Origin of the sequence: Actinopolymorpha sp. B9G3 (assembly GCF_040120725.1) — a bacterium.
Classification (GTDB): domain Bacteria; phylum Actinomycetota; class Actinomycetes; order Propionibacteriales; family Actinopolymorphaceae; genus Thermasporomyces.
This window is the reverse complement of the sequence record NZ_JBEEAB010000001.1, coordinates 235,738-259,918: the sequence shown is the minus strand read 5'-3', so window position 1 is coordinate 259,918 and position 24,181 is coordinate 235,738. Positions and strand designations below refer to the sequence as shown.

The window sequence follows — 24,181 nt, the reverse complement described above, 5'->3', positions numbered from 1 at the left end:
ATCAGTTCACATTCTCCAGGGCGGTCAGATCGCGTTCGGCGTAGAGCCGATGTTCCCATTCCTCGTTGAGGACGATGCGGAGACATTCTGCGTAAGGGAAGTTCTCCAGCCGGGGCCAGCCCGGCTCGGTGCGCGTCACCTCGGATCCGAGCGACTCGTCGGTGAGTGACTCCATGACGTGGCGGACCATCGCCTGGCGTTCGCGGCGGACGGTGAGCACCTCGTCGAGCGAGGGTCGTGCCTCGCGGTCCCACGGGATGCCGTCCCACCCGGGCGCCTCGTCCCACGGCAGGTCCCACGCGTGCCACGGCGAGGCGTTGCCGAGGATCATCCGATCCACCCACGCAGCGCTCGCGAAGTTCAGGTGCCGCAGCGTCTGGATGAACGTCCACTCGTCGTCGACACTGCGGTGGAGCGCCGATTCGGGGAATGTCCTCGCCCGCGCGACGGTGCCCTCCCACAGCCGCTCCAGGATGGCCCACGCCGTACGGAACCCGTCGGCGTCGTCGGGGCGCATCTTCGCCCGGTCGGGCATGCGACGGTTCAGTTCGGCGTCGACGAGCGGTGCGATGTCGACACCGTTCACGACGACGTTCTGAAGCTCTCCATAGATCTCCACGTTCACGAACTCGACTCCGCGCAGCTGACTCTCGCTGAACCTGCCGCCGCGGACCTGGGCTCCGGTGAAGTCGACCGCGCGCATCCTGGAGTTGTTGAGGTACGCCTCGGTGAAGGTGGCGTCCCGAAGGCTCACCCGTTCGAAGCGTGCGCCGGTGAGGTCCTGGTCGCGGAACTCTGTCATGGGTGTCACGGTAGGCCATGTTCCGGACGATCTGCTACCGCTTCAATGCCGGGCGCGCGGTAGTGTGAGGGATGCCTACGACAACGGTCTTTCGAGCGCAGCAGGACGACGGCAGGTGGTAATGGGCGACGAGTACGTGATTGGTGTTGACTCTGGCGGCAGCCACACTCGGGTTGTGTGCGTAGACCTCGACGGACAAATGAGGGGGTCGTCGCAGGCTGCTGGGGGCAGTCCTACGCACAACGTCAATGCTAAGGACCATGTTCAGTCCGCCATTCACGACGCGATACGACGAGCTGGCGTTGAGGTTGGCAACGCCGTTGGACTGGTATCCGGCATGGCTGGCTTCGATGGCGACCGCGACCTGGGCTGGGCTTCGGAATATGTCGACGTTGTTGGCCTCGCGTGCCCGCGCTACATCGTCAATGACGCAGTTGTGGCCCACGCTGGAGCTTTTGCTGGCAACTCGGGGATTATTGTGGTGGCCGGTACAGGCTCCATGATCTTTGGAATTACTGAAGCGGGAGAACAGATTCGTAACGACCGATACTTCCACTATGCCGGCGGTGCTCGGCACTTGTCCTTCGACGCCATGGCACGCATTCTGATTGACGAGGACACCGACGCAGACGCGGACCTGGTGCGTGAGGTGTTCCAGTTCTGGGGAGTATCCGACAAGCAGGGGCTCCGCAAGATAGTCCGTGATCACGAGTCTGCGGACCGCAATGATGTCAAACACTCCTACGGCCGAATGGCTCAGCTGATAACAGCCGCAGCGGAGACGTCTCCACTTGCCACTGCCGCATGCTGCCAACTTGCCGTGGCGACCTGCGTGGGTATTCGCCTGCTCGCCGGGCATTTCGAATCGACAGCCGTCTCAGTAGCCCTGCAGGGAGGCCTAGCTCGGTCCGCTGCATTTGCAAAAAGTGTCGAGACCGAGCTGGCAGCCGCACCAGGGAAACGCATGAACGTTGTCGACCCGGTGCTCAAGCCCGCTGCGGGCGCGGCACTGTTAGCCCTACGGCGAGCTGGCGTGGACACCAACGAGCGGGTGGTCAGGCGACTCGCGGCGTGCGATCAGCTCATCGGGTAACGCGCCCCGGACTCGCGTGCGTCGTGGTGCGCCAGCGTCACGCGTATTGGTCTGGAATTTTGGGATCGGATTGGCGGTCCTGTTGGGCCATTCGAGCCGTACAGTCTTGCGGCATGGACAAGCGAGCAATCGGTGGTATCGAGGTCAGCGGGTTGTGTCTCGGGGCGATGATGTTCGGGACAACGGTGGACGAGGACACGTCGTTCGCCTTGCTGGACACGTTTTTCGAGGCAGGCGGGACGTTCATCGACACGGCGAACTGCTATCAGTTCTGGGCCGGCGACGGGCAAGGGCATGAGAGCGAAGAGCTGCTCGGGCGCTGGCTGAAGAGCCGCGGACTGGCCACCGGAGCAGGACGCGAGCAGATCGTCATCGCGACGAAGGCCGGCGCCCGGCCCGATCCAGAGCGCGGGGACTCGTGGCCGGCCAACATCGAGGGGCTCTCGGCCCGGGTGGTGACTTCCCAGGTCGACGTCAGCCTGCGACGAATGGGCCTGGACTACGTCGACCTCTACTACTCGCATCACGAGGATCGGACAGTCCCACTCGAGGAGACGGTTGGCGCGTTCGCCTCGGTTGCGGAGTCCGGCAAGGCTCGTGCGCTCGGCGTCAGCAACGAACCGTCGTGGCGGATCGAGCGCGCCCGGCGGATCGCCGCCTCACACGCGTGGCCGTCCTATGTCTGCGTCCAGCAGCGCCACACGTATCTGCAGCCGCGCCCCGGTGCCTACGACGCGTTCATGCCGGCCGCGAGCGACGAACTGCTCGACTACGTACGAGAAGAAGAAGACGTGACGTTGGTTGCGTACTGGTCGTTGATGGGCGGCGCGTACACCGGCCGCGCGGACAAACGGATCGACCCGATGTACGACCATCCCGGCGCGTCCGCGCGACTCGCGACCCTTCGCTCGGTTGCGGACGAGCTGGGCGCGACACCGAACCAGGTGGTGCTCGCCTGGATGCGGGCAAGCTCGCCGTCGATCCTCCCGTTGTTCAGCGCGAGTTCGGTCACCCAGTTGAAGGAGTCGCTCGGATCGACGGAGCTGACGCTGACTCCGGACCAGATGGAGCGCCTCGACCGGGCCTGACTTCCAGCTCATCCGCGATGGCGGTAGGGGACGAAGATCGGCTTCATGCGGTCTCAGTTGGTGCGGCGTACGCGGTAGCGGAGGTGCGTGACGTCTCGATCCTCGAGCCGGCGGACGAGATCGAGTTCGATGTGATCACTTCCGAGGTGGTCGAACAGCCTCCGGCCCTCCCCGAGGAGGACCTGAACCAGGTGGATCTCCATCTCGTCCATCTGCCCGGCTCGAAGAAGCGCTTGGGCCGCGCCCGCCCCATGGACCATGACCGCGCGGTCCCCGGCGGCGGCACGAGCCTCGCGGGCACAGGCCTCGACGTCGGTGACGAATCGCGCGTGGCCGGGCGGCACGTCCTCGTCGTCCACGTGGTGGGTGAGGACGAAGATCGGCACGCCGTCGTGATGGTCGCCCTGCCAACGCCCGGCGAGTTCGAAGGTACGACGGCCGGAGATCACCGCGCCGGTGGCCATCGCTTCGCGGAATACCTGCCCGCTGGGGCCGTCGGACTCCCGATCGTCAAGCCAGTTGAAGAGGCGTCCACCGTCGCGTCCGAGCTCCTGGCCGGGTCGGTCGTCCGGGCCAGCGATATAGCCGTCGAGCGACATCGACATGTACAGCCGGATCGGATTGCTCACCCTGGTCTCCATCTCTCCTCCATGACTGTGGGACTGTTCCCGATCCTCGGTAGAAACGGGAGTGTCACAGGGAGACCTCAGATAACCGGCAAACTCATCGGTCCCCGGGCCGGCCCTACTGCCGAAAAGAGCGACGTCGCGCCTCAGGCGAGGCGTCGTGGTGCCTGAGACTTGATACGCAAGCCGGAACTTGCCTATCATGTCCTTGATGGTAGATGTCTTTGCTGCGCTGGCCGATCCGACAAGGCGCCTGCTCCTCGACGAGCTTGCTGCCCGGGACGGTCAGGCGCTGTTCGAGTTGTGTACGCGGCTGATCACGCGACACGGCGTCGCGATCACCCGGCAAGGGGTCTCCCATCACCTGGGTGTGCTGGAGGAGGCCGGCCTGCTCGTGGTGCAGCGCGAGGGTCGCACGAAACTGCACTTCCTGCGTACTGACGAGCTGGATCTCATCGGCCAGCGATGGAAGCCCAACCGAGACAGGGGAGCCGGCGTGCTCAAGATCAACGTGACGAGCGTCTTCGTGGACGACCAGGACAGGGCCCTGGCGTTCTACACCGACAAACTGGGCTTCCTGCCCAAGAACGATGTGCCGACGGGCGAGTACCGCTGGCTCACGGTGGTGAGTCCGTCCGACCCCGATGGAGTGGAGCTGCTCCTCGAACCGAACGCCCACGAGGCGGCCAAGGCCTACCAGCGGGCCCTGGTGGAGGACGGGATTCCGGCGACGTCGTTCGCCGTCGAGAACCTGGAGAAGGCCCACGCCGACCTCACCGCGAAGGGAGTGACGTTCGTGCAGCCGCCCACGGCGATGGGGCCGATGATGACGGCGGTCCTCGATGACACGTGCGGCAACCTCATCATGATCGCGGCGCCGGTCCCCGCATCGGACGCGGGGTCTCCTCGAGGGGACGGCGAGTCGTGACCGGGAGCCGCGGCGGCACGATGCGGGGCCGGCACGGACCTCGTCGTCAGGAACGGTTACCGCTGCGGGGCTGGGCGATGCCGTGTTCCCAGGCCCAGGCGGCGATTCCGACCCGGTTGCGGATGCCGAGCTTGTCGCCGATGTTGGCGATGTGGGTCTTCACCGTTCCCGCCGTGATGTAGAGGTCGGACGCGATCTCGCTGTTGGTCTTTCCCATGGCGATATGGCGGGCGACCTCGATCTCGCGGCTGCTCAACGTCGCTCGTGCGGTGTCGCCAGCTGGTCGGGCTGTGCCGCCGAGAAGGTGGCTGAGCAGGCGTACGGTGACCTCGGGACTGATGAGCATGTCACCGCTCATCGCCGCGCGGATGGATTCGATGAGCAGCGTGGGTCCGGAACGCTTCAGCAGAAATCCGCAGGCGCCGAGCGAGAGCGCTTTCGCGACGTACTCATCGAGATCGAACGTGGTCACCACGATCACCCGGATCCCTGCGCTGGCAGGAGATTCCATCAAGGTACGGGTGACCTCAAGGCCGTCGAGGTGCGGCATCCGGATGTCCATCAGGGCGACGTCCGGTCGTACATGGCGGGCGAGGTCGAGCGCGGCGCGGCCGTCGGCTGCCTCGCCGACGACGAGCATGTCCGGTTGGGAGTCGACGATCAGTTTGAACGCCATCCGGATGTCGCGTTGGTCATCGGCCAGCAGGACACGGATCGGTTTGTCAACCACGGTTCGCTCCCGCGCGCGAGATGGGCATACAGGCGGCAACCGTCCACCTGCCGTGTTCGTCTGGCCCGGCGTTCAGGTCGCCGCCGAGGGCGCGCACCCGTTCGCGGAGGTTGAGCAGCCCTCTGCCCCCGTGGGTACGGCTGACGCTGGTGATCCGAGCGCCGTGGCCGACGTCGTTGCTGACGTGGACCTGAAGGACATCCTTGTCATCGACCCGCACCTCGATGGTGACCTGCTCCGTCGACGGGGCGTGCCGCCGAATGTTGGTCAGCGCCTCGACCACGATCCGGTACGCAGTCATCTCCACCTGCGGTCGTCGTAGCACCAGACGTTGGCTGCGTTCGTCCTGCGCCAGCGACACGTGACTCTGCGGGCGTTCGACCCGGAAGCGCTCCACCAGGTCGGGGAGGTCCGAAAGCCTCGCCAACGGCGGCCGGTGGTCGTGGGAGTCGTGGCTGTCGGCGAGCATCGCGACCAGATCGTCCATGGCGGAGAGTGCCTGCAGGCCGGCCGTCTCGATCCGTTCGAGGGCCGTACGGAGTCGAGCGGGGTCGTCGGCCTGGACGAACCGCGCGGCCTGCGCCTGCGCGACAATTCCACTGACATCGTGCGCTACGAAGTCGTGGAGGTCGTGCGCGAGGTCGAGCCGCTGGGCCTGCCGGGCAGCGGTCACCGACCGGTCCAGTCGTACGGCCGCGATCCGCGGATAACCGCCCGTCACCACCGCACCCACCGAGGCAAGTGACCACAAGGCGCAGCCACCGATCACGCTCAGCGGCGTCAGCTCCTCCGTCGGCAGGAAGCGCACGATCCACAGGGTTTGCGCGGCCGCGATGACCGTGCCGACCAGGTAGGCCGTACGGGCCGGCGCCCACCGGACGACGAAGGCGAGCAGGAGCAGCAGGGCAACCACCTCGACGCTGCCGATGAGACCAGCGACCTGACTGGGTGCGGAGCCGGTGTGCACGACGTAGGCCGTGGCAGCGAGGGAGGCGACGGCGACCACGACCGCGGGGATGACGACCCACGGGCGCGGCCGAGCAAGATCGGGTCGCCATCGGATGACCTGCATGCCCGTCAGGTTAGGGCCTGGCAGGCGGCCGACCGCATCGGCCGATCGGCAGATGCCTTGCGAACCTGCCGATCGGGGGATGGTGGCCTTCGGCCGCGACGCGGACAGTGGCTGCCATGAACAGCATCGACGTTTCCTCAGGAACCGCGCATTTCGACGATCGACAAGGGTTGCCCGATCAACAGCTGGGCGGGCCCCACTCACCCGGCCGGCACCACCGGCTTGGCGCCCGGGCGGGGATGGTCCCCTATGTCGCTGCGGCACTGAGCGCGGGCTACGCCCTGGCAGGGTTGTACTGGACCAGCGGAGGTCATGGATTTCCGTTCGGAACCGAGAACGATCCGTTGGCCCACCATCAGTCCGTCCTCGAACACGTGACCCGCGTGAATGCCGCTCCCTGGGTCGCGGCGGCCGGCCTGTTCGGGGTCTGCGTCGCACTGGCGATGGTTCGCTTGCGCGCGATGGGAGTCGTCGGACGGCTGCTCCTGGGCGCGGCCTGGCTCCAGGCGGTTGTGTACTCCCTCGTCATCCCCGACGGGCGACCATTGGTGGCGGCAGCGCACATCCCGATTCTCCTGGCGGGAAAGCCGTTCGGGTGGCCGCCGGGGGTGACGATCTCCAGCCAGGTGTCATGGCCGGTCGGCGCGACCTGGGCGGCATCGGCGGTCATCGTCCGACGCCGCGCTGTGGGGGCCTGCAGCACATGCGGTCGTACCCAGGTCCCGGCGAGTTGGACGACCCCACAGTCGGCCGCGCGGTGGGGCCGCTGGGGAGTGGGCGCCGCCATCGCGGTCCCGGCCGTGTACGCCGCCACCCGCCTCGCGTGGGCCGCGGGTATCCCGCTCGGCGTCTCCCGGAGGTTCCTCACCGAGCAGGCCGTGGACACCCCCGAGATCTTCGTCGCCGGAGCGTTCATGGCCGCGCTGGCCCTGGGCGGAGCCACGTTGACCCTCGGGCTCGTGCAGCGCTGGGGCGAGGTGTATCCGCGCTGGGTACCGTGGCTGCGGAACAAGCCCGTACGCCCGCGTACGGCCATCATTCCCGCGACCGCGGTCGCGTTCCTGATCATCGGGCCGGGAGTGGGCTGGGTCCGCTCGGCGGTACTCGGCTACTTCCCGGAGGGGGCGATGGGCGAGGACTGGGGGACTGTCGCTCCCGGCGCTCTCTGGCCCCTGTGGGGCGTCGGGCTCGGTACCGCCACGTACGCCTACTACCTGCGAGGTCGCGGCCAATGTGCCGTCTGCGGCCGGCGATGAACAGGGGGTGGATCCGTCCTTCGGCAGATGGCCGGCAGGGTGCCGTCGGGCGAGGATCGGGCACCATGAAGCGGTTACTTCCCCTCATTCTGGCGTTCGGCGTCTCCGGTCTTGGCGGCCTCGGTGCGTTGGTCGCGGTCGCGGCGGTCAGCGCGACGCAGGCGTTGTACCTGTCCGCGGGGCTTGTGGTGTTCGTAGGTGCGAGCATCGCCCTGGTCGCTCTGGTGACCCGAGGCTGGCCCGACCGGACCCGCGGGCGACGCCGAGCGATGCTCATCGGCACGACTGCCGGGATCATCGGCTTCACCTTCACCGTCGTCGTACCTCCAGCCGAGCCGGCGCTCCCAGCCGAGCCGGTGGCCAGCCAGACATCCGTCCTCCTGCCGACGGGTTCGCGGATCGCCTACGTCCGGCGTCCGGCGACACCTCGGGAGCACGCCGAGCCGATCATCTTCCTGCACGGCGGTCCTGGCGTGCCCGACCTCGCCGGCGACACGGCGTACTTCGGCCAGCTCGCCCGCGACGGCCACGACGTCTACGTCTACGCCCACATCGGTTCGGGGGCGTCGGCGCGGCTGGCCGACCCGGCGGGGTACACCATGGACCGGCACCTCGCCGACCTCGAGGCGTTCCGCCGCCACATCGGCGCCGACCAGGTGACGCTGATCGGCCACTCCTTCGGCGCGAGCCTGGCCGCCGCCTATGTCGCTGACCACCCGTCCAGGGTGGTGAAGACGGTGTACTCCTCACCCGGAGACCTCGACCCGGCGGCGGGAGGTGCGAGCCTCACCCCTCGGCTCAGCCTCGGCCGGAAGCTGGAGGTGTACGCGTACCTGATGCGGCCGCGCGACCTGCTGGCGTACACCGTGGTCCAGGTCAATCCGAAAGCCGCACACACGTTGACCGGTGACGCGGACATGGACGCCCGCTTCGACGCCCATTACAACCGGACCCGCTCGGCGTTGCGTTGCGACGGGCGGCCCGGTCCTGAGCTGCACGGCCTGGGCGCCTACGCCAACCTGTATCCGCAGTCGGCGGTCCGGTCTCGGACCCGCAACCGCCGAGCCGACCTTGCCCGCGCCGGCGTACCAGGGCTGGTGATCAAGGGATCCTGCGACTACCTGTCGTGGTCGTCCGCGATCGGCTATCTGGACGTGCTTCGAAAGGGCCGGCTGGTCTACCTCCGTGGTGCTGGACACAACGCCTATCAGGAGCGGCCGAACGCCTTCCTCGCCACCGTCCGGGCCTTCCTCGCCGACGATCCACTCCCAGTGCGCCCCTTCCAGGGCCGGCAACAGCCACCCGACTTCGAAGGACCCGCCTGACCTACGCGAGGTGGCACCCGCGGAGCTTCCTCTACCGCCAGTCGAAGATCACGCCCATGGTGGCTGAACGGTCGGCGTCGAGCAGTGCGTACGCATCGGCACAGTCGAGGGGCGTGAACCTGTGTGTGACGAGGTTGGCCATTCCCGCGAAGCGCCCCGACGCCACGAGGCCGAAGAACAGCCGGCGTACCTCGTGTTCACGTTCGCCCAGGAGGTGGCGGCCATGTGCGCCCACCACCGTGAGGCCACGAACGATCAGGTCGGAGCTGAGCCGCTGCTGGGAAGGATCACCTACGTCGCCGACGACGACCACGCGGCCATGGTCGGCCACGGCAGCCAGCGCATGAGTGAGAAGGTTCGGGTCGGCTGTGCAGTCGATGATGGTGTCCGGCGGCGCGATTCCCGACAGGCCGTCGGCCAGGTCCTGTTGCAGGACCGTGGTGGCCCCGCCCGCCTGGGCGAGGTCGAGCCGTAGTCGCCCGCTGCGGTGCACCACGACAACCTCGGCCGCTCCAGAAGACGCCAGCCAACGTACGGCCATCTGACCGATCGGGCCGGCCCCGACGACCAGCGCCGAACTGCCAAGACGGGCGTGCGAGGCTTCCGCGCCGACGAACCCGACCTTGGCCACCGCGAACCACGCGGCATCCTCGTCTGAGACGTCGTCAGGCACCCGCGTGCACAAGCTGGCGTCGGCGACATGGTGCGACGCGTGGCCGAGGAGCGCCACAACCCGGTCACCTGGACCGAAGTCGCCCGTGACGTCGCTGCCGACGTCGATGACCTCGCCCACGAGCGAGTACCCGGGTCGATGGGGATAGCTGAACCACCGGTCCCAGTGCGTTCCGGGTGCGAAGGTGCCGTTGTACACGATCCCCTCGGTGCCCGTACTGATCAGAGATACGCGAGTGCGTACCAGAAGCTGACCAGGATCGAGACCGGGTAGCTCGACCTCGCACAACTCGACCTTGCCTGGCTGCGGAAAGACGACTGCTTCGGCCATGTGCCCCCGTTCTTTCGTCAAGGCACCCAACATAGACGCTCACCTGGGAGGTGGCCGTCGGAGACTACCTGGCGTGCTCGACCCGGATCAGGGGAGATCAGGCTGTCCCACACTCGCCATTGCCTGGCCGAGCTGTGGCAGGTGAGACTGATGTCGACGATCAGTACGACACGAGTGGCGGAAGGGACGATGGTGATGGCGGAGAGCGTTGATGCCGTCGACATGGCAGCGATCATCCGCGACGTGACGGCTGAGGAGGTCGCGTTCTACGAGGAGAACGGCTGGGTGAAGTTGGACCGGCTGGTCACTCCTGAGTACGCACGAGAACTTCGGCGCGTGGGCGAAGCGCACGAAGACGGCATCCATCCGCCGGGTTCGTGGAACTCCCTCGCGACCGATCCCGGCGTCGAGCCGTTTCGGGCGCTCATGTTCAGCGAACGCATGGGTCGCAACGCTGAGCAACTGATCAACAGAAGGCGCCTGACAGACGTGCAGGTGCCGTTGCGATACCGGGCCGACCACTTCGTCCGTCGCCCGCCGGGCGGCGCCCACGGAACTCCCTACCACCAGGACTCGGTCGAGCACGGCTCCGATCGGGCCGGAGAGCTGCAGTTCTGGCTTGCATTGGACGAGGTCACCCCGGAGATGGGTGCGATGCGGTTCCTGTCCGGCGTCCACCGCGCTGGCCCGCTGGGTGCCGTGCTGAGGGACGAGCGGGACCTTCTCCAGCAGTATCCGAAGTTACTGGATCTCTATGAGATGTCGCCGCCGTTCCACTACCAGCCCGGGGACGCGACCGTCCATCACGGTTACATGGTTCACGGTGCGCCGCCGAACACGAGTGACCGGGCACGCTGGTGCTACATCTTCTCCTACACACCCGCAGACACCCGCTGGCCGCACGGCGTCACGAAGAACTGGGGAAGCGAGAAGGTTCCGCTCGATGGCGCCAGGAACCCGATCGTGTATCCCTAGGCCGGGGTACGAAACGGCACTGGCGCTTGGACAGGAGACACGATGATCGATCTTTCTGGCCGCCACGTCATGATCGTCGGCGGTAGCCGCGGCATTGGCGCAGCCACCGCACGGATGGCGGCGTCTGTCGGAGCGGCGGTGTCGTTGACCTATCGACAGCACGCCGACCAGGCGGTCGCTGTGGTCAAGGACATCGAGCAGCTGGGCGGACGCGCGAGTGCCTACTGTGCTGATGCCGCCGACGCCGATGCGATGACCCGGGCGTTCGGTGACGCGGTAGCCACCCTCGGGCCGTTGCAGGGTCTCGTCGTCTCGGCAGGCATCTATGCCGACACCTGGTTGCCCATCGACACTTTGACGACCGAGGCATGGGACCTCGTGATGGCGGTCAACCTGCGCGGGACGTTCACCGCCGTGCAACTGGCTGCCCCGCACATGCGCGCGGCCGGAGGCGGCAGCATGGTGATCTACACCTCGACAGCAGGCCAGTCCGGCGCGGGCGGCAACTCGGCCTATGCCACGTCCAAGGGCGCACAGATCGCGTTCATGCGTTCGGCGGCCAGCGAACTCGCACCCGACCAGATCCGGGTCAACTGTATTGCGCCGGCATGGACCGAAACGGAGACCGCGACCGCCCTCATCGACAAGTTCGGTCGTGAGGCGATCCGGTCGCGGTGTCCGCTGGGCCGGACCGGGCTTCCCGACGACATCGCCGGGCCGACGTGCTTTCTGCTCAGCGATCTGGCGTCGTACATGACCGGATCAACCCTGACCGTCGACGGTGGTCAGGCGATGCGAGGCTGACGACGGCCACCGAGGTGAGTGTGGGTCGTTCCGTGACGCGTCACGGGACGTTGCGCCCGGGGATCCATGACCGGAGTTACCGAGGAACGTCCTCGTGCGACGGCACCTGGTTACCGTCGATCGATGCGCGTTCGGCGTCACTCACACCGCCTTCGGCGAGGATCTTCTGCACCATGGCGTTCTTTCCACGGCCGTAGTCGTCGATATTCGCCGCCGTGGCCCCGACCTGCTTCTTGACCGCGGCGTACTCGTCCCGCAGGTCCGCGTCGGAGCGGAGCGTGTCCCGGACGACGAGGTGGTTGCGCAGCGACAACGACCCGGCGACGACCACGTAGGTGTTGGTGCCGGCGAACCGATCAGGCTCCTTGAAGGCCCACCTCTGCGGAATCCCGAGTTCACCCAGCGGGCCGAAGCCCAAAGACACCAGGACATCCGAGGCGGCAGCGACATCAGCCTCCACGACAATGATGTCGCAGTCGATCACCGGCTTCGCGGCCAGGCCAGGCACCGAGGTACTCCCGACGTGCTCGATCGCCATGACAGGTACGCCAGCCTCGGCCATCGCCTTGGCGTACTCCTGTCGAAGGGTCTCGAAACGCTGCGGCCATGCAGGGTCATAATCGACAACCGTGATCACGAGACCGCACTCTAGCGACCGTGCTGCTCCCACCTGATCCCGCGCATCCTCCCCGATGCGTCAACTCCGGGCCTGATCACGGTCTACGACTGCCGTTCGAGGGGCACGCACCAGGAAAGCGTCGTTCCCGGCGGCGTTGCCGCCTGGACCGCCACGGTTCCTCCCAACCGCTCGGCTCTATCCCGTAGCCAACCAAGCGTGCTGCCTCCGACAATGCGCTCCCCTGACTGGCCGTTGTCGTTGACGGTGAGAGTGAGTTGGTCCGCCGCCACCTGTACGTTCACGTCGATCCTGCTCACGGCTGTGTGGGTGGCGACGTCGGCAAGCGACTCGCGGACCGCGAGCACGAGCTCAGATCCCACGTGCGCGGGCAGGCGGTCATCCAGTCGGCCGCACACCACGAGGCGCGGCGTGAAGCCCAGCACACTGCTGGCAGCGTCGACCTCCTCCACCAACTGCACACTCACCGGTTGTTGGTCCGTGGCTGCGCCTTCACTGCAGGCGAAGACCGCAGGGCCAATCCGTCGGATCGTCTCGTCGATGTCGTTGATGGCGTGGCCCAGGCGTCGGCGGACCTCCGCTTGACCGGCCATACCAGTGAGCACGTGCAGGTGTGTGCCGATGGCGAACAGCCGGGTGACAGCAACGTTGTGCAGCTCTCTGGCGATTCGGTCGCGATCCTCCATCACCAGCATCTGGGCGCGGGCCTGCTGCAGGGCCAGTGCCACCTCGCCAGCGAAGACCTCCATCCAGGGGACTTCCTGCTCGGCAATATCGGTATACGGCGAGCCGCATCGCCAACCGGCACACATGACGCCGAGGACGGTCTCACCCGCAACCAGCGGAAGGTACATAGCAAGGCCGATGGCAGACATGGTCTCGGCCAACTCACTGGGTGGGTTGTAGGCAGGATGACTCGTGATGTCGCGGCTGATGATGCCTTTGCCCGACTGGGCGACCTGGGTCCACAACGCCTGCTTGTTGTTCAACAGGATATGGCCGGCCAGGTGCTCGGCCCCCATTCCGTCGGCAGCTTCGACGATCGCGGTTCCTCTCGGATACCTCGGGTCAGCCAGGCTGATCGATACATAGTCAGCCGCGGAGACCTCCCGCAGCCTCCGAGCTACCACCCGTAACGACTTTCGGAGATTGGTTTCTCGCAGCAACACCCGAGTAATCTCCGATGCCGCCATAAGCCAGTTTCTCGAACGATCCTCTACTTCGTACGAGATCGGAAGGACCATATGACCACCGAGTTGTTGATTGCCACATTTCTCGTACGGCCCATCTGATGCTGTGCCGCACCTCCATGAGGAGCGCTCTACACATGCGGCACGAACAGCGCAACTGACTCAGGGGGCCGCGGGTTGTCGCACATCGATCTGCTCACAGATGGCAATAGGGGGAGCGTAGCAAGGCTCACTCGAATGGCAAGAAGCGTGGAGCGATGGCCATGGTGAGGAGCGGGCCAAGGTCCCCAGTCGGTCAGAGCCCTCATGATTCCTATCTACGGCAAGGACGCTGAGGAAGTAGCCAAGCCTCAGATTGTTCGCAGGTTCTTCCAGACTCGCTCTTTTCCTCCGCCGTGCCGGAGCAGGTTGACTCGCCCCATGCGCGACGCATATCCGGGCAGGACACGCGATATCGTCACAATGTTCCAAAGTTTAAGCTACTTGACTTTTTCTCTGGCCATGACTTCAATTGCGCCATCTCGGCCGGCACATCGGCGGATCGCCGTGGCGGGTCAGGGCAGGTGCGTCGCAGGTGTGTCTGCCCATCGGCACGGCGTGGAGGGACCACGATGAGCGACAAGAACCAGCTCGACCAGATCACCATCGCGAACGGAGGCATCGACCGGCGGACGCTCATCCGCGGCGCCACCGGGGCGTTGCTGGCTGTGACTGCCTTCGGCCCCGCGGCCTGCGCGAGGAACTCCGGTAGCGGGGCCACGCAGGTGCGGAAACTCGACTTCCAGATCCGTTGGTTGAAGACCGTCGCCTTCGGCGGCTGGTGGGCCGGGATAGAGAACGGTTACTTCACCGAAGAGGGCATCGACCTCAACGTCATTGCTGGCGGCCCGAACCTCGACGTCCAGCAGGTGGTCGCCGGCGGTGGCGTGCCGATAGGTGAGGGCATCACCGACCGGATCATCCGGGGGAAGATCGAGCAGGACCTCCAGTTCAGGATCATCGGATGCCTCTACCAGAAGACGCCAGCCGTCTTCATGTCACTGGGACAGAACAACTGGACCAAGCCCGCGGATCTCGTAGGCAAGCGCATCGGGACAACGCCTGAAGGCGTGCCACTCATCGAAGCCTTGCTGGCGAATGCGGGGCTGCCACGCAAAGACTGGAAGTTCGTCCAGAGCGGATTCGACCCCTCGCCTCTCGTCCAGGGCGAGATCGACTTCTTCCAGGGCTTTCGGACCGACCAGGGCGTGGCCCTGGAGCTCCAGGACATGGAGATGAACTACATCACCTACGAGCAGTTCGGCTTCGACCCCTACGATGCACCGATCTTCGTGCTGGAAGAGACCCTGCAGAAGGAGCGGGATCTGCTAGTCCGGTTCATGCGGGCCACGATCAAGGGCTGGGAGTGGGTGGTCGCGAACCCGGCCAAGGCCGCGGAGCTCACCGTCGACAAGTACGGCACCGACGAGCTGCAACTCGAGCAGCAGAAGCTGGAGAGCGAGTTCCAGGTCGATGACGTGACGAGCTCCGACACCGACGAGAACGGGCTGTTCTACACGAGGGAGAAGAGGTGGCAGGACATGATTGACTTCCTTGCCGACGCCGGCTCCCTCCCGAAGAGCATTCCCGCCACGGACATCTTCACGCCTGAGATTCAGGCCGAGGCCATGGACGGGGCAAGCTCACTGTTGGAAGTCTGAGTGATCGGTCAGATGGAGAACGAGCGACCGGGGATGTCGCCATGGTGCACGTGATCCACGCGGATGCGGTGACGAAGACCTTCAACGTCGGCAAGCAGGCCCTGACCGCGGTCGATGACGTGACATTCGCGGTCGAGCCGGGTGAGTTCGTCTCCATCATCGGCCCGTCTGGATGCGGCAAGTCGACGATGTTGAAACTCATCGCCGACATCTACCAACCCACGAGCGGACAGCTGTCGGTCAACGGACGGTCACCTCGCGAGGCGCGGCTGGGGCGTGAGCTCGGGATGGTGTTCCAGGACCCGGCGCTCTTCCCGTGGCGGAACGTGCTCGACAACGTGTCGCTGCCGCTCGAGATCGCCGGCCGGCTGAACGAAGACTCACGCCGACAGAGTGAGGAACTGCTGCACCTCGTCGGCCTGGGCGACTTCCTCGAAGCCAGCCCTGACCAACTCTCCGGCGGCATGAGACAGCGAGTCGCCATCGCACGCGCGCTCGTACTCGAGCCCAGACTCTTCCTGCTGGACGAACCTTTCGGCGCACTCGACGAGATCACCCGCAAGCGGATGAACCTCGAACTGCTGAGGATCTGGACGCAGGCACACACGTCGGCTCTGCTGATCACGCACAGCTTGTCAGAAGCTGTCTTCCTCTCCGACCGCGTCCTCGTGATGTCACCGCGCCCAGGCACCATCACCGACGATGTACGCATCGACCTGCCGCGACCACGGCAGATCGAGATGTATCGCGAGCAACGCTTCTTCGCGCTCGAGACGCGGATCAGCGACGCGTTGCACCTGACTGCCGGCAGCCCAGAGGTGACGTATGGCCGATGATCCGGCAGGCCCGATCTCGACGGCAGCCGCCGAACGACCTGGCAGACCGGACCGTCCGAGGCTCGCCGGCGGACTCGGGAGTCCTGTCACCCGGGCCGTGGCGATCACAGCGGGCGCACTTCTCGGGTGGCAGTTCATCGGAGCCCCCGTGTTCGAGTTCCTGCCCGCACCATCGGAGATCGTGCAGGTGTTGGTCGATCGTGCCGCGTCACTCTGGTCGGCGACCGTGAGCACCGGATCGGTCGCCGTCCTCGGCTTCGTCATCGGTTGCACGCTGGCGATCATCCTGGCGCTCATGTCGCTGGTGCATCCGTCAGTCGAACACGCCGTCCTTCGTCTGGGACTGGCACTGTACGCAGTGCCCCTCATCGTTGTCGCGCCGATCTTCGTGCTCTGGTTGGGGGTGGGTAGTGCCCGTCCGCGAGTCGCGCTGAGTGCCCTTGCCGTGTTCTTCGGTGTGCTCGTCAACGCGGTCCGCGGGCTCCGGGCGGTTGATCGCAACCGAGTCGAGTTTCTGCGAGTCGTATCGGCGAGTCCGCTGCAGACCCTGCGATATCTTCGCGTCCCGTCAGCCCTTCCGTACCTCATCAACGGCTTCAAGGTCGCGGCACCGGCCACTGTCTTCGGGGCGGTCGTCGGTGAGTGGGTAGGTGCCAACGAGGGACTCGGTGTCGTCCTGCTGTACTCGCTGTTCCAGTATCAGGTCGACATTCTCTGGACCGCCATGATCCTGACGACGGTGGTGGCGCTGGCCGGCTACGGGATCTTCGGGCTGGCGGAGAAGGTCCTCATTCCCTGGCACGAGTCGGTCAAGACCTCCCGACTGGAGTCGTAGACGTGGCAGCGAAGCGCCGCTCAGCCACGCGGGCGACGACCCTCGCCTCCGGCAGGAGCGGGTGATGGCCCAGACTGTCGGCTCGCCTGAGGGGCCCAGGATGAGCTGGTCGCCCACGAAGCTGGTCGCGAGGGGGATCAGCCTCTTCATCATCGCGTTGGTAGTGGGGTTCTGGGAGGCAGCGGTTCACCTCCTGGACGTGGGGGAGTTCATCCTTCCCGCGCCGTCAGTCATCGCCGCGGCGGTCTTTCATGAGATGCCCACTCTCGGAAGCGCGTTACTGGCCACGTTGATGGAGGCGATCGGTGGGTTCGTCCTCGCGATTCTCGTGGCGGCCCTGTTGGCGATCGGCGTGCAGCGCTCGCGGACGTTCGAGTTGAGCCTGCTGCCTTGGGTGATGGCGCTACAGGCGGTACCCATCGTGGCTGTCACGCCCATCATCGCGCTCATCGTGGGCAGGAACACCTTTACCGCCCTTCTGGTAGCGGGGATGATCTCGTTCTTCCCGATCATGGTGAACATGATCCGCGGTCTCCGTTCGGTGACGGACGAGGGCAGGGAGTTGATGCACGTTCTGGCCGCGTCCGAACCTCAGGTGCTGTGGAAGCTGCGACTGCCGGCATCCCTACCGTTCGTCTTCGTCGGGCTGCGTGTCGGCGTCAGTGTCGTCGTTCCCGGTGCGATGATCGCCGAGTGGCTGACCGCCTCGCAGGGCCTTGGGCAGTACATCATCAACGAGAGCGTCCGATTTCGTTCCGACAACGTGTGGGCCGGCATCCTCGTGGCAACTCTTGCCAGTGTGCTGCTCTTCTCCGTCGTCACCTTCGTCGAGAGGCGAGTGGTCCGTTGGCGCCGCGTCGAGGAGCGTGAGGACATGTGAGGTGGCGTCGGGCTGACGCGATCATCGAGGGATCAACCCACAAGGGCGCGGCTTGCTTCTCTCGTACGTTTTCCGTGGAAGAGGTTGACATGACCGAGGCACAGTCCCATTCCCACCAGTCGGAGTCGCCGCCAGAGCAGTCCCGTCCGATCGCGCCGCTGGACCTTCTCCTCACGGATGCCACCGCTGTCCTCGGTGGAACGGGCGAGTTCTGGGACCTCGACGGCGACCAGTACCACGTCGTCGACGGACGCGCGATCGGCATCCGCGACGGCCGGATCGCCTGGATCGGCCCCACCAGCGGGGCGCGCCACCTGACGAGCCGACGGACGCTCGACGCGCGCGGCAAGATGGCCGTCCCGGGACTGGTCAACACGCACAACCACCTGTTCCAGAACCTCGTCAAGGGTCTGGGCGACGAGATGTATCTCCTGCCGTGGGTCGAGGCGATCATCCTCACCACGAGCGAGGTGATGAGACCCGAGGATGTCTACACGGCCGCGCTGCTCGGTTGTGTCGAAGCGCTCAAGAGTGGGTGCACGTCGTTGCTGGACTTCATGTTCGGACTGCCCGACCCGGAATATCACCGAGCGGTGCTGCGTGCCTTCCGCGACAGCGGACTGCGTGGGTTCCTCGGTCGTGCCATCCGCGATCTCAATCCCGACAGTGGCTATCGCGATCCGTGGTACCTCCCGCTGGACGAGGTCTTCGACCAGATGCGCGAGCTCGCGGCCGAGTTCCCCAGCGGGCTCCCTGTCCCGAGTGTGTTTCCGGCCCCAGGAACGGTCCGGACGGTCACCACGCAGGGCTTGGTGCGCATCGCCGAGTACGCGGATGCCGAGGGCGCCCAGATCACCATCCACATGGGGGAGTACGTCGAGGAGCGGGACCTGGCGATCGATCGCTGGGGGATGAACGCGTTCGCGAAGTGTGCGGAGATCGGGTTCCTGAGTCCCCGCGTCGTTGCCGCACACTGCGTTCAGGTAGACGAGGCCGAGATGGAGATCATGGCCCGGACGGGGATGCAGGTTTCGTACAACCCGGTGAGCAACTGCTACCTGGGCAACGGCATCGCACCGGTCGTCCGGATGCTCGAGCATGGCATCGACGTGAGCCTGGCGACCGACGGCGGCGCGTGCGGGAACACCCAGGACATGCTGGAGGCGCTACGCTTCGGCGCCGTGTTGGCGAAGACCCAGCAGCGTGACCCGCGCGCCCTGAACGCCCGCGACATGCTGCGTCTGGCAACCATGGGAGGGGCGAAGGCACTCGGACTGTCTGAGCATCTGGGCGCGCTCGAGGTCGGACGGCACGCCGATCTGTTTCTCCTCGACCCATGGCACGTGAAGACAGTGCCTGTGCACGACCCCATCTCGAGCATCGTGTACGGCGCGACGCAGGCCAACGTGGACACGGTGCTTGTCAATGGCGAGATCGTGATCCAGGATGGCGTGTCCACCAGGGTGGACGAGGGATCGCTCATGCGCGAGGCGCAGGCTCGAGCCGACGAGGTGTCGCGCAGGGCAGGGACACGACGCCTCACGCAGGGGAGGCGGTTCACTCCCTTTGGTGCGGACCAGCGAGGCGACAGCCAGGGGAGACGTGATGCGTTCTGAAGAGCCACGTGCACGGTTCCATCCGGTCGTGAACTCCCGGGCGCACGAGGAGGTCGTCGACCAGATCACTCATGCGATCCGCGCAGGCTACTTCGCACCTGGCGACAGCCTTCCCTACCTGGACGAACTCGCCCTGAGCATGGGCGTCAGCAAACCGACCGTGGGTGAGGCGCTGAAGGTTCTGTCGCAGGCGAAGGTGATCGAGACGCGACGTGGGGCGACGGGGGGCGTGATTGTCATCAGCGACATCATTCCAGTCGACGTCCTGGGGTTGACGGCGAATCGGTGGGACCTCACGCCGGCCGAACTCGTCGAGGCTCGCCGTCCGATCGAACTCGAGTTGGCTCGGCTGGCCGGCCTCCGTGCGACTCAGCATGACTTCGATCTGCTCGAGGATTCGCTCGCACGCATGGAAGGAATGAGAACGAAGAAACGAGTCGGGAAGCACGGCTGGACGCATTACGACCACCGCTTTCACTACGTCATCGGTCGAAGTGCGCGGAGCGAAGCTCTTGCCGGATACCAGCACCAGATTCTCGAACAGCTCGTCATCCAGTTCGGCGACTACGTCACACGGATCGAGAGCCGCGAAACCGTGCTGGATCTGCACAGGGAGTTGCTGGACGCCCTGATCACCAGGGACGTCGACATCATCGAGAAGGCGGTCAACGACCACCTCGAGCCGCTCGAACGCTTCGTGGTCGGCATGCGACAGCCGCGGTCCAGGCGGACAAAACGCTCTGCGGGCTGATCACAGCCCTTCGCATTTCGGGGCCGCATGCCGTTGGCCTGACTGCTCAGAGATTGTCCGGATTGCTCCATAGGTCGGGCCACCAAAAATGGCTCGTACCCACCATGCATTGCATGGGAGTCTTATCGGCAGATAAAATAATATCGTGATCTTTGACAATTGTGTGGTCGTCACGATGGATCCGCGACGGCGGATTCTGCGGGACGGCGCGATCGCAGTGGTCGGGTCCTCGATCGTGGCGGTTGGTGACCGCGTGACGGTGCGAGCGCAGTACCCCGACGAGCCGGTCAAGGATCTGAGGGGTTGGCTGGTGATGCCTGGGCTCGTCGACGGGCACGTTCACCTGCCCCAGGCACTTCTCCGCGGATCGGCCGACGAGCTCCCACTCCACCAGTGGATGTCCTCGCGGATCTTCGTCCTCGAAGGCAACTTCACATCTGCGGACGCGAAGGTGTCCACCCGGCTGGCCATCGTGGAGATGCTCAAGGCAGGGACGACCACCTTCCTGGAGACGCTGGTGCTCGGCCGGCACGCGCTGGGCGAACTTGCCGAAGTCATCGCCGAGACCGGAATGCGGGCGGTTCTGCCACGCGCCGTTGGAGATGGCGGGGGTTACCTCGATGAGGCGCCGCTGCACGAAGGGCTACGGGAGCCGCCGGACATCGCGATGGAGGAGGCCGTCGCCGTAGCCGGTCAGTGGAAGGATTCCGAACAGATCAAGATCTGGTTGGGTCCGCGCTCGACCGGTGGATGCCCCGAGCCCGTCCTCCGCGAGGTCGTCGAGACCGCTCGGTCACGCGGCATGGGCATCTGCCAGCACTACGCGATGACCGACCGGGAGCTGGCCTATCTGAGGAACAACTTCGACGCCACGCCGGGGGAGTATCTGCACCGAGTTGGCCTGGTGGGCGCGGACGTCGTTCTGGCACACTGCAGCGGCCTGCCCCCGGAGGAGATCCCCGCTCTGGTGGGCACTGGTACCAGCGTGGTCCACTGCCCCACCGGGCCCGCGAAGATGGGCAGCGGGATCACGCCAGTTCGTGAGCTCGTCGACGCGGGCGTCAACGTCGCGCTGGGGACGGATGCGAACGCCGCCAACAACGGTGCCGATCTCATTCGAGACTTCAAGTGGGTCTCCTATCTCCAGAAGCTCCGTCACCACGACCCCACCGTGGTTCCGGGCGAGGCCGTTCTGGAGATGGCCACCCTCGGTGGCGCCCGCGCCCTGTCCATGGACCATCTGATCGGTTCCATCGAGGTGGGAAAGCGAGCGGACTTCATCGTGCTACGCACCGACGCCCCCCACTGGACGCCCGCGGACTACCCCGTCTCCAACCTCGTCTACTCAGCGACGGGTGCCGACGTGGACACGGCAGTCATCAACGGAGACATCGTGATGGAAGGCCGCCACCTGCTTCACATCGATGAGGAAGAAGTGCTCCGCGACGCGGCCGAGCACTCCCGGAACCTGTACGAGCGGACCGGGCTCGAGGTCCGCAAACTTTGGCCGATGGAGTGATGCCCTGTGTGGGGAAGAACACCATGAACCTTCATGGGCCGATCCCGGAGGAAAGATACCTGCCGTACCTGACGACGACCGATATCGAGGGGTTGCCCAAAGCCGACGCCGCCGTGATTCTGCCGGTGGCCTCCATCGAGCAGCATGGACCGCACCTGCCGATCGTGAGCGACACGCTGATCGGCCAGGTCCTGCTCGGCCGAGCGCTCGAGCGCGCACCGCAGAACGCACGCCTGTGGGTGCTGCCGCCCCTTGTCTACGGCAAGAGCAACGAGCACAGGGCGTTTCCCGGGACATTCACGCTCTCGGCGTCCACGCTCTCCGCCGTCATCCACGACATCGCGGACGGGGTGGCGAGGAGCGGCTTTCGACGGCTCGTGCTCCTCAACAGTCACGGTGGAAATCCCGGTGTTCTCAGTCACGTTGCCCGCGACGTGCGGGAGAAGACCGGACTGATGGTGTTTCCTCTGACGGTCTTTCTCATGGGTCTTCACGACGAAGAACACGATGATGACGAAGCCCGATGGGGAACCCATGCGGGTGAGTGGGAGACATCCCTCCTGCTCCATCTCGCGCCGGACCTGGTCCGGACAGAGCGGACGGAGTCGCTGGGACAACTCCCCAAGATGGCCGACGGAATCGAGCACCTGACCCTGCGAGGACCGGTCACCTTCGCCTGGCTTTCGCAGGACGTCTCGACCACCGGTGTCATGGGCGACCCACGCAAGTCCACGCCGGAGCGTGGCCGCGGAACGGCCGACCTGATCGTCGAGAAGCTCACCGGAGTCCTGTGCGAGATGGCGCGGTTCCAGATGCCCATTCCGGCGGGGAGTGATCAGTCGTGACCGCCGCCCCGCTTGACGTGCTGCTCGAGGGCGGCGTCGTGGTCGATGGCACCGGACAGCCCCGGTTCAGGGCCGATGTCGGAATCCAGGGCGACGTGATCGCCTATGTCGGAACAGACGAAGGCGTTGCCGCCAGGACCACTGTCGACGTGTCGGGTCAGGTCGTCGCTCCCGGCATCATCGACATCCACACGCATTCCGACTTCACCATGCTCGAGGAGCGCCACGGCAGGTCGGCTCTGCGGCAGGGCGTGACGACCGAGGTCGTCGGCAACTGCGGCCAGTCCTACGCTCCCATCAGTGACCTCAACGCCGATGGCCTGACCCAGCGCTCCCTTGCCTGGCAGCCAGGCGTACGGGTGGACTGGCAGAACGTCGACCAGTATCTGCAACGGGTGCGTGAAGGTACCGGCACCAACTGCTACTACCTCGTCGGGCATGCCGCCATCCGCAGTGCGGTGATGGGGTTCGACGATCGTCCCGCGCGCTCGGAGGAAGTCAGGGCGATGGTCAGGCTCGCCGAGCAGGCTCTCGACCATGGAGCACGCGGTCTTTCGTTCGGGTTGGAATACCCGCCCACCCGCCGCGCTGACGTGAGTGAGTTGTCCGCACTCGCGACGGTCGTTGGACGCCACGATGCCTTCCTCGGTTGCCACATGCGGAACCGGGACGAGCACTACGAGCAGTCCACGGCGGAGATTCTTCGCGCCTGTCGCGATGCCCAGGCGACACTGCAACTCTCACATCTCATGGCGAAGCCTGGCCACGCTCCAGGTGCGACGGAGCGGGTCCTCGACCAGCTACAGGAGGTACGTCGAGCCGGTCTCGACGTCGAGGCGGACATGATTCCCTTCGACACCGGACCAGGCTTGGCCACGGCGTTTCTGCCTGGGTGGGCTCTCGAGGGCGGGGCCTCGGGCACGCTGCGACGGCTGAAGGATCCGAAGCTGCGTGCCCGGATCCACGACGACAACGACCGGTACTGGAGGTTCGCGGCCACCGGCGCCTGGGACCGGGTGACCCTCGCCTACTCCAGCGCCCATCCGGAATGGGTCGGCGAGAGTCTCGACGTCCTTGGCCAAAGGCTGGGTACCGACGCGTACGACGCCCTGCTGCAGTTGTTCGAGGACGAAGGCGAAGGCATGGGCCGTGTCACCGTCAACGGACGCCTGTTCAGCGAGCAGCACGTGCGCGACTGCATGACCCATCCGCTCTTCACGATCGGATCGGATGGCTGGCGCGGCACCAGGGACGGCGGGCCGGGCGAAGTCGCCCATCACCCCAACTGTTGGGGCTGGGTTCCCCTCGTGCTCGGTCACTACGTCCGCGAGGAAGATGTTCTCTCCCTCGAGCAGGCGATCGCCAAGATGACGGGACGGTCAGCCGAACGTCTGGGCCTCGAACGCCGAGGACTCGTCCGTACGTCCTATGCCGCCGATCTGGTGGTCTTCGACGCGGACGCGGTCTCGACCGACTCGAGTTACCGAACTCCCGCCCGCAATCCACGGGGGATCTCGGCTGTCTACGTCAACGGTCAGCACGCGGTCGCGAATGGCGCGGTCACCGGGGCCCTGGCCGGCCAGGTGTTGTAGGTGGGTCGTCCGCACCTCCCCGCGCGCCGGTGTGGATCGTGCAGGGATGGGGAGGCCGGCCCATGAGTCCCACTCATC

Annotated in this window: 23 protein-coding genes; 16 read left to right on the top strand and 7 right to left on the bottom strand. The window is 65.8% G+C overall.

What is annotated here, in order from left to right; translation table 11 throughout:
* Position 1 precedes the first annotated feature (1 nt).
* On the bottom strand, positions 2-802 hold the full coding sequence (locus tag ABNF93_RS01150; protein ID WP_349325583.1) for a DinB family protein: 801 nt from the start codon (positions 800-802) through the stop codon (positions 2-4).
* Between ABNF93_RS01150 and ABNF93_RS01145 the strand changes: the two genes are divergently transcribed.
* On the top strand, positions 801-1,895 hold the full coding sequence (locus ABNF93_RS01145) for a BadF/BadG/BcrA/BcrD ATPase family protein (RefSeq protein WP_349325582.1): 1,095 nt from the start codon (positions 801-803) through the stop codon (positions 1,893-1,895). The genes ABNF93_RS01150 and ABNF93_RS01145 overlap by 2 nt on opposite strands.
* Positions 1,896-2,008: 113 nt before the next feature.
* Positions 2,009-2,983, top strand: a complete 975-nt coding sequence (locus tag ABNF93_RS01140) for an aldo/keto reductase (RefSeq protein WP_349325581.1) — start codon at positions 2,009-2,011, stop codon at positions 2,981-2,983.
* Between the two features lie 53 nt (positions 2,984-3,036).
* On the opposite strand, the gene ABNF93_RS01135 is transcribed toward ABNF93_RS01140, so the two are convergent.
* A complete protein-coding gene (locus ABNF93_RS01135; RefSeq protein WP_502877509.1) occupies positions 3,037-3,612 on the bottom strand; it encodes a dihydrofolate reductase family protein in 576 nt (191 codons plus the stop codon).
* A gap of 208 nt (positions 3,613-3,820) precedes the next feature.
* Here ABNF93_RS01135 and ABNF93_RS01130 point away from each other — a divergent pair, with 208 nt between their 5' ends.
* Positions 3,821-4,537 carry a VOC family protein gene (locus tag ABNF93_RS01130; protein WP_349325580.1) on the top strand — a complete coding sequence of 239 codons (717 nt, stop codon included), beginning with the start codon at positions 3,821-3,823 and terminating at the stop codon, positions 4,535-4,537.
* Positions 4,538-4,583: 46 nt separating this feature from the next.
* On the opposite strand, the gene ABNF93_RS01125 is transcribed toward ABNF93_RS01130, so the two are convergent.
* Both ABNF93_RS01125 and ABNF93_RS01120 read right to left on the bottom strand, forming a co-directional pair.
* Positions 4,584-5,267, bottom strand: coding sequence for a response regulator (locus ABNF93_RS01125; RefSeq protein WP_349325579.1), 684 nt, complete (start codon positions 5,265-5,267; stop codon positions 4,584-4,586).
* Complete coding sequence (locus ABNF93_RS01120) at positions 5,260-6,339, bottom strand: sensor histidine kinase (protein ID WP_349325578.1); 1,080 nt, start codon at positions 6,337-6,339, stop codon at positions 5,260-5,262. Before ABNF93_RS01120 ends, ABNF93_RS01125 begins: the two co-directional genes overlap by 8 nt.
* Positions 6,340-6,455: 116 nt before the next feature.
* On the opposite strand from ABNF93_RS01120, the gene ABNF93_RS01115 reads away from it, so the two are divergent.
* Together ABNF93_RS01115 and ABNF93_RS01110 are read left to right on the top strand one after the other, a co-directional pair.
* Positions 6,456-7,595 carry an NYN domain-containing protein gene (locus ABNF93_RS01115; protein WP_349325577.1) on the top strand — a complete coding sequence of 380 codons (1,140 nt, stop codon included), beginning with the start codon at positions 6,456-6,458 and terminating at the stop codon, positions 7,593-7,595.
* A gap of 65 nt (positions 7,596-7,660) precedes the next feature.
* On the top strand, positions 7,661-8,920 hold the full coding sequence (locus ABNF93_RS01110; protein ID WP_349325576.1) for an alpha/beta fold hydrolase: 1,260 nt from the start codon (positions 7,661-7,663) through the stop codon (positions 8,918-8,920).
* Positions 8,921-8,951: 31 nt separating this feature from the next.
* On the opposite strand, the gene ABNF93_RS01105 is transcribed toward ABNF93_RS01110, so the two are convergent.
* A complete protein-coding gene (locus ABNF93_RS01105) occupies positions 8,952-9,944 on the bottom strand; it encodes a zinc-binding dehydrogenase (protein WP_349325575.1) in 993 nt (330 codons plus the stop codon).
* A 129-nt stretch (positions 9,945-10,073) separates the two neighbouring features.
* Here ABNF93_RS01105 and ABNF93_RS01100 point away from each other — a divergent pair, with 129 nt between their 5' ends.
* Positions 10,074-10,898: a phytanoyl-CoA dioxygenase family protein gene (locus ABNF93_RS01100; protein WP_349325574.1), complete on the top strand. Its 825-nt coding sequence runs from the start codon at positions 10,074-10,076 to the stop codon at positions 10,896-10,898.
* A gap of 42 nt (positions 10,899-10,940) precedes the next feature.
* Positions 10,941-11,702 carry an SDR family NAD(P)-dependent oxidoreductase gene (locus ABNF93_RS01095; RefSeq protein WP_349325573.1) on the top strand — a complete coding sequence of 254 codons (762 nt, stop codon included), beginning with the start codon at positions 10,941-10,943 and terminating at the stop codon, positions 11,700-11,702.
* Between the two features lie 76 nt (positions 11,703-11,778).
* On the opposite strand, the gene ABNF93_RS01090 is transcribed toward ABNF93_RS01095, so the two are convergent.
* Positions 11,779-12,339: a GrpB family protein gene (locus tag ABNF93_RS01090; RefSeq protein WP_349325572.1), complete on the bottom strand. Its 561-nt coding sequence runs from the start codon at positions 12,337-12,339 to the stop codon at positions 11,779-11,781.
* Positions 12,340-12,422: 83 nt separating this feature from the next.
* Entirely contained in the window at positions 12,423-13,532 is a 1,110-nt protein-coding gene (locus ABNF93_RS01085; protein WP_349325571.1) for a GAF domain-containing sensor histidine kinase, read from the bottom strand.
* Between the two features lie 392 nt (positions 13,533-13,924).
* Here ABNF93_RS01085 and ABNF93_RS01080 point away from each other — a divergent pair, with 392 nt between their 5' ends.
* The 9 genes from ABNF93_RS01080 (at position 13,925) to ABNF93_RS01040 (ending at position 24,103) form a co-directional block, all read left to right on the top strand.
* On the top strand, positions 13,925-15,229 hold the full coding sequence (locus ABNF93_RS01080) for an ABC transporter substrate-binding protein (protein WP_349325570.1): 1,305 nt from the start codon (positions 13,925-13,927) through the stop codon (positions 15,227-15,229).
* A gap of 41 nt (positions 15,230-15,270) precedes the next feature.
* The gene (locus ABNF93_RS01075) at positions 15,271-16,065 is read left to right on the top strand and encodes an ABC transporter ATP-binding protein (RefSeq protein ID WP_349325569.1); all 795 of its coding nucleotides are present in this window, start codon (positions 15,271-15,273) and stop codon (positions 16,063-16,065) included.
* Positions 16,055-16,900, top strand: a complete 846-nt coding sequence (locus tag ABNF93_RS01070) for an ABC transporter permease (protein WP_349325568.1) — start codon at positions 16,055-16,057, stop codon at positions 16,898-16,900. The genes ABNF93_RS01075 and ABNF93_RS01070 overlap by 11 nt, the downstream gene beginning before the upstream one ends.
* A gap of 100 nt (positions 16,901-17,000) precedes the next feature.
* Positions 17,001-17,780 (top strand): ABC transporter permease, encoded by a 780-nt coding sequence (locus tag ABNF93_RS01065; RefSeq protein ID WP_349325567.1) that lies wholly within the window; start codon positions 17,001-17,003, stop codon positions 17,778-17,780.
* An 89-nt stretch (positions 17,781-17,869) separates the two neighbouring features.
* Positions 17,870-19,396: an amidohydrolase gene (locus ABNF93_RS01060; protein ID WP_349325566.1), complete on the top strand. Its 1,527-nt coding sequence runs from the start codon at positions 17,870-17,872 to the stop codon at positions 19,394-19,396.
* Complete coding sequence (locus ABNF93_RS01055) at positions 19,386-20,147, top strand: FadR/GntR family transcriptional regulator (protein ID WP_349325565.1); 762 nt, start codon at positions 19,386-19,388, stop codon at positions 20,145-20,147. Before ABNF93_RS01060 ends, ABNF93_RS01055 begins: the two co-directional genes overlap by 11 nt.
* A 145-nt stretch (positions 20,148-20,292) precedes the next feature.
* Positions 20,293-21,666 (top strand): amidohydrolase family protein, encoded by a 1,374-nt coding sequence (locus ABNF93_RS01050; protein ID WP_349325564.1) that lies wholly within the window; start codon positions 20,293-20,295, stop codon positions 21,664-21,666.
* Between the two features lie 23 nt (positions 21,667-21,689).
* Entirely contained in the window at positions 21,690-22,511 is an 822-nt protein-coding gene (locus tag ABNF93_RS01045) for a creatininase family protein (protein ID WP_349325563.1), read from the top strand.
* Positions 22,508-24,103 (top strand): N-acyl-D-amino-acid deacylase family protein, encoded by a 1,596-nt coding sequence (locus tag ABNF93_RS01040; protein ID WP_349325562.1) that lies wholly within the window; start codon positions 22,508-22,510, stop codon positions 24,101-24,103. Before ABNF93_RS01045 ends, ABNF93_RS01040 begins: the two co-directional genes overlap by 4 nt.
* Positions 24,104-24,181: the final 78 nt, after the last annotated feature.

Bases quoted from the DNA above. Each gene is read 5' to 3' on its own strand.
- ABNF93_RS01085 (WP_349325571.1), bottom strand. From the start codon at position 13,532: ATGGCGGCATCGGAGATTACTCGGGTGTTGCTGCGAGAAACCAATCTC.
- ABNF93_RS01045 (WP_349325563.1), top strand. From the start codon at position 21,690: ATGAACCTTCATGGGCCGATCCCGGAGGAAAGATACCTGCCGTACCTG.
- ABNF93_RS01100 (WP_349325574.1), top strand. From the start codon at position 10,074: ATGTCGACGATCAGTACGACACGAGTGGCGGAAGGGACGATGGTGATG.
- ABNF93_RS01130 (WP_349325580.1), top strand. From the start codon at position 3,821: ATGGTAGATGTCTTTGCTGCGCTGGCCGATCCGACAAGGCGCCTGCTC.
- ABNF93_RS01065 (WP_349325567.1), top strand. From the start codon at position 17,001: ATGAGCTGGTCGCCCACGAAGCTGGTCGCGAGGGGGATCAGCCTCTTC.
- ABNF93_RS01060 (WP_349325566.1), top strand. From the start codon at position 17,870: ATGACCGAGGCACAGTCCCATTCCCACCAGTCGGAGTCGCCGCCAGAG.
- ABNF93_RS01150 (WP_349325583.1), bottom strand. From the start codon at position 802: ATGACAGAGTTCCGCGACCAGGACCTCACCGGCGCACGCTTCGAACGG.
- ABNF93_RS01145 (WP_349325582.1), top strand. From the start codon at position 801: ATGGGTGTCACGGTAGGCCATGTTCCGGACGATCTGCTACCGCTTCAA.
- ABNF93_RS01070 (WP_349325568.1), top strand. From the start codon at position 16,055: ATGGCCGATGATCCGGCAGGCCCGATCTCGACGGCAGCCGCCGAACGA.
- ABNF93_RS01075 (WP_349325569.1), top strand. From the start codon at position 15,271: ATGGTGCACGTGATCCACGCGGATGCGGTGACGAAGACCTTCAACGTC.
- ABNF93_RS01055 (WP_349325565.1), top strand. From the start codon at position 19,386: ATGCGTTCTGAAGAGCCACGTGCACGGTTCCATCCGGTCGTGAACTCC.
- ABNF93_RS01115 (WP_349325577.1), top strand. From the start codon at position 6,456: ATGAACAGCATCGACGTTTCCTCAGGAACCGCGCATTTCGACGATCGA.
- ABNF93_RS01110 (WP_349325576.1), top strand. From the start codon at position 7,661: ATGAAGCGGTTACTTCCCCTCATTCTGGCGTTCGGCGTCTCCGGTCTT.
- ABNF93_RS01120 (WP_349325578.1), bottom strand. From the start codon at position 6,339: ATGCAGGTCATCCGATGGCGACCCGATCTTGCTCGGCCGCGCCCGTGG.
- ABNF93_RS01095 (WP_349325573.1), top strand. From the start codon at position 10,941: ATGATCGATCTTTCTGGCCGCCACGTCATGATCGTCGGCGGTAGCCGC.
- ABNF93_RS01140 (WP_349325581.1), top strand. From the start codon at position 2,009: ATGGACAAGCGAGCAATCGGTGGTATCGAGGTCAGCGGGTTGTGTCTC.